The organism is Ruegeria sp. P8 (assembly GCF_056534665.1).
The window spans coordinates 1-10,016 of record NZ_JBQERC010000034.1; the positions used below are offsets into that span (position 1 = coordinate 1).

At 56.7% G+C, this 10,016-nt stretch carries 9 protein-coding genes and 2 pseudogenes; all 11 read left to right on the plus strand.

Annotated features, from left to right (window positions below; genetic code table 11):
- Positions 1–384, plus strand: a pseudogene (locus tag ACR0BZ_RS19335) (hypothetical protein); the annotation flags it as partial.
- Positions 381–1,064, plus strand: a pseudogene (locus tag ACR0BZ_RS19340) (IS6 family transposase). The pseudogenes ACR0BZ_RS19335 and ACR0BZ_RS19340, both read left to right, overlap by 4 nt.
- Positions 1,065–1,265: 201 nt before the next feature.
- Positions 1,266–2,543, plus strand: coding sequence for a flavin-containing monooxygenase (locus tag ACR0BZ_RS19345; RefSeq protein WP_480921038.1), 1,278 nt, complete (start codon positions 1,266–1,268; stop codon positions 2,541–2,543).
- A 23-nt stretch (positions 2,544–2,566) separates the two neighbouring features.
- The gene (locus tag ACR0BZ_RS19350; RefSeq protein ID WP_480560829.1) at positions 2,567–2,983 is read left to right on the plus strand and encodes a RidA family protein; all 417 of its coding nucleotides are present in this window, start codon (positions 2,567–2,569) and stop codon (positions 2,981–2,983) included.
- 82 nt (positions 2,984–3,065) lie between these two features.
- Positions 3,066–3,740: a DUF1028 domain-containing protein gene (locus ACR0BZ_RS19355; protein ID WP_480921039.1), complete on the plus strand. Its 675-nt coding sequence runs from the start codon at positions 3,066–3,068 to the stop codon at positions 3,738–3,740.
- A 15-nt stretch (positions 3,741–3,755) separates the two neighbouring features.
- Positions 3,756–5,252 carry an aldehyde dehydrogenase gene (locus tag ACR0BZ_RS19360; RefSeq protein WP_480921040.1) on the plus strand — a complete coding sequence of 499 codons (1,497 nt, stop codon included), beginning with the start codon at positions 3,756–3,758 and terminating at the stop codon, positions 5,250–5,252.
- Positions 5,253–5,277: 25 nt separating this feature from the next.
- Positions 5,278–6,213: a LysR substrate-binding domain-containing protein gene (locus ACR0BZ_RS19365; protein ID WP_480921041.1), complete on the plus strand. Its 936-nt coding sequence runs from the start codon at positions 5,278–5,280 to the stop codon at positions 6,211–6,213.
- Between the two features lie 108 nt (positions 6,214–6,321).
- On the plus strand, positions 6,322–8,391 hold the full coding sequence (locus tag ACR0BZ_RS19370; protein ID WP_480921042.1) for an oxidoreductase: 2,070 nt from the start codon (positions 6,322–6,324) through the stop codon (positions 8,389–8,391).
- A 1-nt stretch (position 8,392) separates the two neighbouring features.
- Complete coding sequence (argE, locus tag ACR0BZ_RS19375) at positions 8,393–9,541, plus strand: acetylornithine deacetylase (protein WP_480921043.1); 1,149 nt, start codon at positions 8,393–8,395, stop codon at positions 9,539–9,541.
- Positions 9,538–9,789, plus strand: coding sequence for a hypothetical protein (locus tag ACR0BZ_RS19380; RefSeq protein ID WP_480921044.1), 252 nt, complete (start codon positions 9,538–9,540; stop codon positions 9,787–9,789). The genes argE and ACR0BZ_RS19380 overlap by 4 nt, the downstream gene beginning before the upstream one ends.
- Entirely contained in the window at positions 9,776–9,925 is a 150-nt protein-coding gene (locus ACR0BZ_RS19385; RefSeq protein WP_480921045.1) for a cupin domain-containing protein, read from the plus strand. The genes ACR0BZ_RS19380 and ACR0BZ_RS19385 overlap by 14 nt, the downstream gene beginning before the upstream one ends.
- Positions 9,926–10,016 lie beyond the last annotated feature (91 nt).

Consider the following 10,016-nt stretch of genomic DNA (forward strand, 5'->3'; position numbering starts at 1 on the left):
CAACGCAGCCGCCCGGATCTTTCATCTGATGGCATCAAAAGGCATCCTGGCCCGCACACAGGCCTGGCGCAGCAGGTAATCCACACAAAAACTCAATATCCCCGCAGATCACATATCTGCGGGGAGAGGTCGCCGCGGGGAACCGGACCATTTTTTAAGATGGATCGAATGAAGAGAGAGACAACCCAGAATGGCTCGAGAATGAACCGCTCTCGTGAACTCAAAGCCAAGGTCGCGCTTGAAGCGATCCGTGCGGAAATGACGCTTGCTGAACTGTCGAAGACGCACGGCGGGATGTGTCGCAAACTATCGGTCCGGATTGACGAGCATATATGCAGCGATGTTTGTTGTTTGCGTTTTGCTCTCCAACAGGTTTCCGCATGATTTCCTTGATAGGCTGTCATTTCCCCAAGGATGCAATCTTGTACGCAGTTTACTTCTACCTGCGGTACACTGTTTCCTATCGGAACCTTGAAGAGATCATGGCTGAACGCGGTATGTGAGCTGAGCACGCCACATAGAATAGGTAGATTGCGAAGTACTCGCCGATAGTTGCTGCTCGTACGCAATCAAAGAAGCGTCCAACTCAGAATTTCTGGAGTTTGGACGAAACCTATATTCGCGTGCGCGGGAATTGGAAGATCGCTATCGCGGAGGTGACAAAGCGGTAAACACCCTCGATTTCCTGCTTTTCCGAACGGCGAAATCGTCCAGCAGCGACCAATTTCTTTGCTAAAGCACTGTCGTCAAACGGAATCCCAAACAAAATCGTAATCGACAAGAGCGGTGCCAATGCAGCGGGCATTCGAGAAGTGAACAAAGTCCTTAATCGGTTCGGATGCCCCGCCAAAGTACAGACGATCAGGTCAAAGCATATAAACAATATGATCGAGCAGGATCACAGATTCATCAAACGACGCATGCGGCACTTACGTGGGTTCAAGTCGTTCAGATCGGTTTCAGCCACACTGGTTGGCATTGAGGTAGCCAACATGATCCGGAAGAATCAATTCGCCATTGATACGACCTCTGGCTTCCAGCTATTCGCCGAGATCGCAGAATAGCTGCGTCTGGCATAAAGCTGGCTTTGGTCCATCGAAAAGTTTGCGACACAACCTAGTCGAAATGGGATCTGGTCTTAGCCATAGCCCAAGCAATGCTTAACGAGATCATATTTCTCAGAAGCGTCGTTGATTTCTAAGATTACAAAAAGGATGCGCCCATTTGGGTAGCGACCCTCGAAGTGCCTAATAGAGGATCTCGATATGACGATTGAAACGACGGATACGCTGGTTGTTGGCGGAGGACAGGCCGGTATCGCGGCGAGTGAGCATCTGAGCAACAACAATGTCCCGCATATCGTGCTGGAAAAGAACCGCACGGCCGAAGCGTGGCGCACTGGCCGCTGGGATGCGCTGGTGGCCAACGGCCCCGCTTGGCATGACCGCTTCCCGAACATGCTGTTTGACGGCAACGATCCTGATGAATTTGTCACCAAGGACCGGTTTGCTCAGTACCTGGTTGACTATGCTGCAATGATCAAGGCGCCGATCCGGGAAGGTGTCGAAGTGATGGAAGCAACCCGCCAGCCCGGCAAGGGCAGTTTTCTGGTGAAAACCACCGCGGGTGAGATTGAATGCAACCGCATCGTTGCGGCCACCGGCGCGTTCCAGCATCCGGTTTTTCCGCCAATCGTACCAAGCTCTGAAGACATCGAACAGATCCACTCCTTCAACTACAAGAACCCTGAACAACTGGCCGATGGCGCCGTCATGGTTGTGGGCGCCGGGTCGTCAGGTGCACAGATCGCGGACGAATTGAATCGCGCGGGCCGCAAGGTGTTCCTGTCGGTTGGTCCGCATGATCGCCCGCCACGTCGATACCGCGGCCGTGATTTCGTTTGGTGGTTAGGTGTTCTGGGCCTGTGGGACATGGCGGCACCTGCACCGGGGACTGAACACGTGACCATCTCAGTTAGCGGTGCCTATGGCGGGCGCACCATGGATTTCCGCCGTCTGGGCAACGAAGGCGTGACCCTGGCTGGCCTGACAGAAAGCTATGCCGATGGTATTCTCAGCTTCAAGGGCGACCTGCGGGAAAACGTGGCCAAGGGCGACGCAAACTACATGGAAGTTCTGGACATGGCTGACGCATATGTCGCACGCACCGGTATCGACCTGCCGGAAGAGCCCGAAGCCCGCGCTGCACATCCCGATCCGGACAGCCTTGCGAACCCGCTGAACAGTATTAACCTGGCCGAAGAAGGCGTGAAAACGATCATCTGGGCAACCGGTTTCCGTCAGGATTTCAACTGGCTCAAGGAAGACGCCTTTGACGAGCGTGGCGCGCCGATCCACCAGCGTGGGGTTTCCATGGCACCTGACGTCTATTTCCTGGGTCTGCCCTGGCAATCGCGTCGCGGTTCGTCTTTCCTCTGGGGTGTTTGGCATGACGCCAAATACGTGGCCGACCAGATTGCGATTCAATGCTCTTACGCCAAATATCAGGGCGAAGCTGCCATCATCGCTTCAGCCGCAGAATAAACCAACAAAAGCAGGACACCGAAATGGCGCACACACGCATTCGCAAATTCAACACGTCGGACACGTATCCCGAACAGAATCTGGACAACGACCTGTGTCAAGCTGTCGTCACCCAGGGTGGCAAAACCGTCTATCTGCGCGGTCAGTGCCCGCAGAACCTGGATGACGCCGTCAATATTGACAGCCATGACCCGGCCGAACAGACCCACAAGGTCATGCAAAACATCAAGCAGCTGATCGAAGAAGCCGGCGGCTCGATGGAACATCTGGTAAAAGTTGTCGTCTACATCACCGATGTCCGCCATCGCGAAGCGGTCTACCGCACCATGGGCGAGTATATCAAAGGTGTGCATCCCTGCTCGACCGGCCTTGTCGTGCAAGCTCTGGCACGGCCGGACTGGCTTGTCGAAATAGACGGAACCGCAGTTATTCCCGATTAACTTGGGATGACCGGGCCGCTCTGGCTCCTTTCTCCTCTTGCTCAGAGCGGCCCGGTCTGGGATTTCTTCACAGGAGTCGTTCATGACTTTTTCTCTGGTTGCGCGCTGTCCCGACACCGGAATGTTCGGGTTGGCGATTTCGTCGTCTTCACCGGCCGTCGCCGCCCGCTGCTCGTTCGCGCGCGCAGGTGTTGGCGCTGTTGCCTCGCAGAATGTCACCGATCCCAGCCTTGGCCCGCTCACGCTGGATTTGATGGAACAGGGGTTGTCAGCAGCCGACGCGGTGGCAGAGGTCGTAAAGCGCGGTAAGTTCATCGAATACAGGCAGGTTCTGGCGGTTGACGCAAACGGGACGACAGCGATCCATTCGGGTCCAAACTCGTTGGGCATCTGGACACAGGCGCAGGCTGAAAATGTTGCGTCTGGCGGAAATCTTCTGGCCAATGACACCGTGCCGCAGGCGATTGTCGATGGGTATCTTGCAGCATCGGGTCATATCGGTGATCGCCTGATCGCGGCCATGCGCGCGGCCCTTGCCGCAGGTGGCGAGGCTGGTCCGGTGCATTCCGCAGGCATGAAGATCGTTGACAAGGTCAGTTGGCCGGTGGCGGATCTGCGTTGCGACTGGACCGAAGACTGCCCGATCGAAAACATCGCCACCGCCTGGGACATCTACAAACCGCAGCTTAACGCCTATGTCCAGCGCGCGCTTGATCCGCGCGAAGCACCTTCATACGGCGTGCCGGGCGACGAATAATCAGGGAGTATCCGAATGCCGGACCATTCACACGAAGACTGGAAGACCCGTGCCGCAAACCTGAAAATCAAGGGTCAGGCCTTTATCAACGGCAAATTCGTCGACGCCGCGTCAGGTAGGACATTTGATTGCATCAACCCGGCAACCGACGAAGTTCTGGCGCAGGTTGCCGAAGGGGACGCGGCTGACATCAACCGCGCCGTTGAAGCTGGCCGCGCCGCATTCGAAGACGGGCGCTGGTCGCGTATGGCCCCTGGTGGCCGTAAAGAAATATTGCTGAAACTGGCGAACCTGATCCGCACAAACCTGGAAGAGATGGCGCTGCTGGACAGTCTGGATATGGGCAAGCTGGTCAACGACGCCGTGACCATAGATGCCCCGGGATCGGCGCATTTCTTCCAGTGGTACGCCGAAGCCATCGACAAGATTTATGACGAGGTTGCGCCAACTGCTCCAGGCGATCTGGCGCTGGTCTCTCGTGTGCCTTTGGGGGTTGTCGGCGCGGTGACGCCCTGGAACTTCCCGCTGGACATGGCGACGTGGAAAGGGGCCGCTGCACTGGCTGCGGGCAACTCGGTCGTGTTGAAACCTGCCGAACAATCGCCCCTGTCGGCGTTGCGCCTTGCTGAGCTGGCGGCCGAAGCCGGTGTGCCCGACGGGGTCTTCAACGTGGTACCCGGTTTTGGCGCCACGGCTGGCCGCGCGCTGGGTCTTCATATGGATGTCGATTGCCTGGCCTTCACGGGCTCGACCGCGATCGGCAAGATGTTCATGCAATATTCCGGCCAGTCGAATCTGAAGCAGGTCTGGCCTGAAACCGGCGGCAAAAGCCCCAATCTGGTTTTCGCCGACTGCGAGGATCTGGATACGGCAGCCGACATGGCAGCATTTGGCATCTTTTTTAATCAGGGCGAAGTGTGCTCGGCCAACTCACGCCTGTATGTTGAACGCTCGATCAAGGACGCATTTGTCGAAAAACTGATCGTACGCGCCACCAACATGCAGCCCGGCAACCCGCTGGACCCAGCGTCGAAAATGGGCGCAATCGTGGACAGAAAACAAACGCAGGGGATCATGCGGTTTGTCGAGGAAGGCAAAAAAACCGCCAATCTGGTTGCAGGTGGTGCGCAGGTGACAGTTGCGGGCAAAGGCAACTTTATCCAGCCGACAATCTTTGACGATGTTTCGCACGACAACCCGCTGGCCCGTGACGAGATCTTCGGCCCTGTCCTGTCAGTTATTCCGTTTGACTCAGAAGACGAAGCGGTGGCGATGGCCAACGACTCGATCTATGGCTTGGCGGCCTCGGTGTGGACGGATAACCTGAGCCGCGCGTGCCGGGTATCCGACAAGTTGATGGTGGGTACAGTGTCGGTAAACACTGTCGATGCCCTCTCGGCGCAGACGCCTTTCGGGGGTATGAAACAGTCAGGGTTTGGCCGTGACTTGTCCTTGCATTCTCTTGAAAAGTATACTGCTCTGAAAACGACGTGGATCAAATACAAGGCCTGATCCCGACCATCAAAGGGGCCCGCACTTGCCGATCAGATACACCTTGCGCCAGCTTGAATACTTCGTAGCGGTCGGCGAGGCAGGCTCAATCGCGGTTGCCTCTGAAAAGGTCAACGTTTCGTCGCCGTCGATTTCGGCGGCGATTTCTCAGCTCGAGAAGGAATTCGGACTACCCCTGTTCGTTCGGCAGCATGCACAGGGTTTATCATTGACCCAGGCCGGCCGGGCGATGCTTGACAAGGCACATACCGTTCTGCGCGAAGCGGAAGGTCTGATGGATTTGGCTGGCAATATCGCGGGGGTTGCGCGGGGTCCATTGAATGTCGGATGCCTGTCGACATTTGCTCAGCTGATCCTGCCCAGCATCCGGCGCAAGTTCGAGGATGCCTTCCCCGAGGTGCGCGTTCGTCAGTACGAATTGAACCAGGCCGATATATTCAGCAATATTCGCAGGGCCGAAATTGATATCGCGCTTACGTATAATCTGGATATTCCTGCCGACCTTCGCTTTGTCTCGCTGGCTGAGTTACCGCCCTACGCAATGGTTTGCGAGGGCCATCCGCTTGCCAAGCACCCGTTTGTATCTGTTGAGATGCTGGCCGATTATCCGATGGTGCTGCTCGATCTGCCCTTCAGTGCCGATTATTTCCTGTCCTTCTTCCAGAAGATCGGCAAAAAGCCGTTCATTGCCGAGAAAACAAAGGATATGGCGGTCATGCGCAGTCTGGTTGCGAACGGGTACGGGTTCGGGCTGGCCAATGTCAAACCCCTGAACAACTTATCGCCGGACGGAAAACCGCTGCGCACCATTCCCCTGTTGGGAGATGAGCGCCCGATGCGTCTTGGACTACTGATGGCCACAGATGCCGAGAACACGATTTCGGTCAAATCGTTTATCACCTACTGTACTGACTTTATTAAGGAAAATGCCTTGCCGGGAATCGAAGGCAAAGTGAAGTAAGCGCACCGACAATTAGCCGAAACCTAACCGTTGATTTCGCAAGCCCAACTTTCGGGCGGCGCGATTACCTGTATCTTGCTTGACAAGTCAGGAGCGAAGGAGGCGAAATTGCGCGACCCACGTTACGATATCTTGTTTGAACCGGTGAAAATCGGGCCACTCACGGCAAAAAACCGGTTTTATCAGGTGCCGCACTGCAACGGTGGCGGGTATCGTGACCCGTCCGCTGCGGCTGAGATGCGCGGCATCAAGGCCGAAGGTGGTTGGGGTGTTATCTTCACTGAGCAGTGCGAAATGCACCACACATCGGAAATCACCCCGTTCATCGAACTGCGCCTGTGGGAAGACAAGGACATCCCGCAATTGCGCAAGATGTCCGAGAAAATGAAGACGCATGGCGCGCTCGCCGGTATCCAGCTGGCCTATTCCGGCATCAACGGTCCGAACCTTTACACCAAGGAAGTGCCACTGGCCCCCTCGGCGCTTCCGATCCGAACCTTTACCAATGATCCGGTTCAGGCGCGCGCGCTGTCGAAATCCGATATCCGCGATCTGCGCCGTTGGTTTGTGAATGCGGCGAAACGCTCGAAAGAGGCAGGCTTTGATCTCATCAACCTGTACGGCGCTCACGGCTTTGGCATTTTCCAGCACTTCCTGAGCCGCGCCACCAACCAGCGTTCGGACGAATATGGCGGCAGCCTGGAAAACCGCGCGCGATTCAGCCAGGAAGTGATCGCAGATATCAAGGATGCTGTGGGCGACACGATGGGTATCGCCCTGCGTGTCAGTCTGGACGAGACCATTGGCGAACTTGGTTTCTCAAACGCCGAGGTGCGCGATTATATCGAGATGAACAAAGACCTGCCGGATCTTTGGGATCTGGCGCAAGGCACTTGGGAAGATTGCTCGGGCCCGTCACGGTTCAAGGATGAATCGGCGCAGGAAAACCTGGTGCGCGGCATTCAGGAACTGACCGACAAGCCGATTGTAGGCGTGGGCCGCTTTACCTCGGCCGATACGATGGTCAAGCAGATCAAATCCGGCGTTCTGACCATGATCGGCTGCGCCCGCCCCTCGATCGCCGACCCGTTCCTGCCGAAAAAGATCGAGGAAGGCCGGATCGACGATATCCGCGAATGTATTGGTTGCAACATCTGCATCACCGGCGACATGACCATGTCGATCAGCCGTTGCACCCAGAACCCCACGTTCATGGAAGAATGGCGCAAGGGCTGGCACCCTGAACGGATGAACCAGAAGGGCGATAGTGAAAACGTACTGGTCGTGGGCTCTGGTCCTGCCGGTCTGGAAGCGGCACGCGCCCTGGCCGAACGCGGTTACGACGTGGCGATTGCCGAAGCCACCACCGTTCTGGGTGGTCGCGTCGCGAAAGAGCGCAAGCTGCCGGGCCTCAGCGCCTGGGGCCGCGTTCTGGAATATCGGGAATACCAGATCAGCCAGAAGCCGAATGTCGAAACCTATTTCGAAAGTAAACTGGATGCCGAAAGCATTCTGGAGTTTGGCTTTCAGAACATCTGTCTGGCCACCGGCTCCACATGGCGTTGCGATGGTGTCGCGCGTCAGCACATTGTGCCGATGCCGATCGCCGAAGGGGCCAAGATCTATACCCCGGACGATCTGATGGACGGAACCATTCCCGAAGGCCGTGTCGTGGTTTACGATGACGACCACTATTACATGGGCGGCGTTCTGGCCGAATTGCTGGCCAAGAACCGGGCACAGGTTACGCTGGTGACGCCTTCGGCCTATGTCAGCGACTGGACCAACAACACGCTGGAACAAATCGCGATCCATCCGCGTCTGGTCGAGGCCGGTGTCGACATCGTGCTGAACCAGGGCATCACGGAAATCCACCCCGATCACGTCGTGTCGAATTGTACCTATACCGACCGCACCTGGCGGATCGAGGCGGATGCCGTGGTCATGGTCGCCTCGCGTGTGGGCAACGACCAGAATTTTGAAGACCTGATGGCCCGCGAAGGCGACTGGGCCGATGCGGGGATCAAGACCGTCAAACTGATCGGTGATGCCAATGCGCCAGGGCCCATTGCCTGGGCGACATATGCAGGTCACCGCTATGCGCGTGAACTCGATACGCCGGATATCGGGGATGATTTGCCGTTTCGCCGTGAAATCACGGAACTGGCTGTCGACTGATATGACGCAGACCCTGGATATTCTTGATCGGCTTGTCGGGTTTGACACGGTCAGCGCCAAGTCCAACCTCGAACTGATCGATTATGTCACTGACTATCTGGCGGCGCGTGGGTTTTCCGTGCGCCGCATTGATGATCCAACCGGCACCAAGGCGGGAATATACGCGGAAACCGGCCCGGTGGGTCCGGGCGTGTTGTTGTCCGCCCATACCGATGTCGTGCCGGTCGAGGGCCAGCCATGGACTCGTGATCCGTTCCACCTGACCCGTGAGGGTGACAAGGTTTACGGGCGAGGCACCACCGACATGAAGGGCTATGTCGCGTCGATACTGGCGCTGGCGGACCGCGCGACCCAGGTCAAACTGGGCGAACCTTTGAAAATCGCGCTGTCCTATGACGAAGAGGTGGGCTGCGTTGGCATTCAGCATATGCTGGACCAACTCAAGCCAATGATTGGCCGACCGCGCGCCTGTTTCGTGGGTGAGCCGACAGAAATGCAGGTGGCGGTTGGCCACAAGGGCAAGGCGGCCTTGCGCGCCACCTGCTATGGGCAAAACGGCCATTCCGCGCTGGCACCCCGGTTTGTCAACGCGTTGCATCTTGCATCTGATTTCCTGGCCGAATTGCGCGCGCTTCAGGAAGATTTCGCCTTTAACGGCGCGCGCGACGCAGCTTATGCCATCCCCTATACGACGGTTCATGTTGGCAAACTCTCGGGGGGAATGGCGTTGAATATTGTTCCTGATCGGGCGGAGCTGACATTCGAATACCGCCACTTGGCTGTTGATCGCGCCGAGGACCTGTTCGACCGTATTCAACAAGCAGCGGATCGTGTGGCGAGACCCTATCATGCGGCTTGGCGCGGGGCTCGGATCGAGGTTGAACAGTACAACGCCTATCCCGGACTAGACGTCAGGGACGACGATCCGGTGGTTGCCTATGCCCGAAAACTAGCACAACGCACCACCACCACCAAAGTTGCCTTTGGGACAGAGGCGGGGTTCTTTGAGAAGCTTGGCGTTCCAACCGTGGTGTGCGGACCGGGCTCGATGGAAGGTCAGGGACACAAGCCCGACGAATACCTGTCGCTTCAGCAATTGGCTGAATGTGATGCGATGATGGAGCGTATTTTGAACGACCTGATAACATGAGGACCAATGCACGTCTTATAACCCCCTATCTTCAGAACATGAAACGAGATGTATTGGATTTGTGGGGCAGCCCTGAATCAATTGGTTCGGAGACGATTGAGGGTGAGATCAAATGCGCAGGCAGTTTCGACATAAGTAATCCGGACGCGCCTGTGTTCGGTGGCCAATATAGTGCTACGCGCGGCAAGTACCGGGTCACTTACAGGTTCCACGAACATGCCACTTTGCTGGATGGTGAAGTGGACTGACCAATGGGGCACCGGCGAAACCGTAATCTATGGGCCGGGCGACAGCTGGATCATCGAAAAGGACACGCCGGTTGTGTGGGACATCCGCACGGACGAGGCGCGCAAATCCTACATCGCCGTTACCGTAGACGTTTAAGCCCCTCAGCGCATAGGGAGATTGCTTTGAAGCTTGAGGTGGCTTTGAGGGGATTGAATTGAAAAAGGCCCGCTTGGTTGCGGGCCTTTGG

Excerpts from the sequence above, each read along its gene's own strand:
- ACR0BZ_RS19380 (WP_480921044.1), top strand. The coding sequence starts at position 9,538 with ATGAGGACCAATGCACGTCTTATAACCCCCTATCTTCAGAACATGAAA.
- ACR0BZ_RS19355 (WP_480921039.1), top strand. The coding sequence starts at position 3,066 with ATGACTTTTTCTCTGGTTGCGCGCTGTCCCGACACCGGAATGTTCGGG.
- ACR0BZ_RS19345 (WP_480921038.1), top strand. The coding sequence starts at position 1,266 with ATGACGATTGAAACGACGGATACGCTGGTTGTTGGCGGAGGACAGGCC.
- argE (WP_480921043.1), top strand. The coding sequence starts at position 8,393 with ATGACGCAGACCCTGGATATTCTTGATCGGCTTGTCGGGTTTGACACG.
- ACR0BZ_RS19360 (WP_480921040.1), top strand. The coding sequence starts at position 3,756 with ATGCCGGACCATTCACACGAAGACTGGAAGACCCGTGCCGCAAACCTG.
- ACR0BZ_RS19350 (WP_480560829.1), top strand. The coding sequence starts at position 2,567 with ATGGCGCACACACGCATTCGCAAATTCAACACGTCGGACACGTATCCC.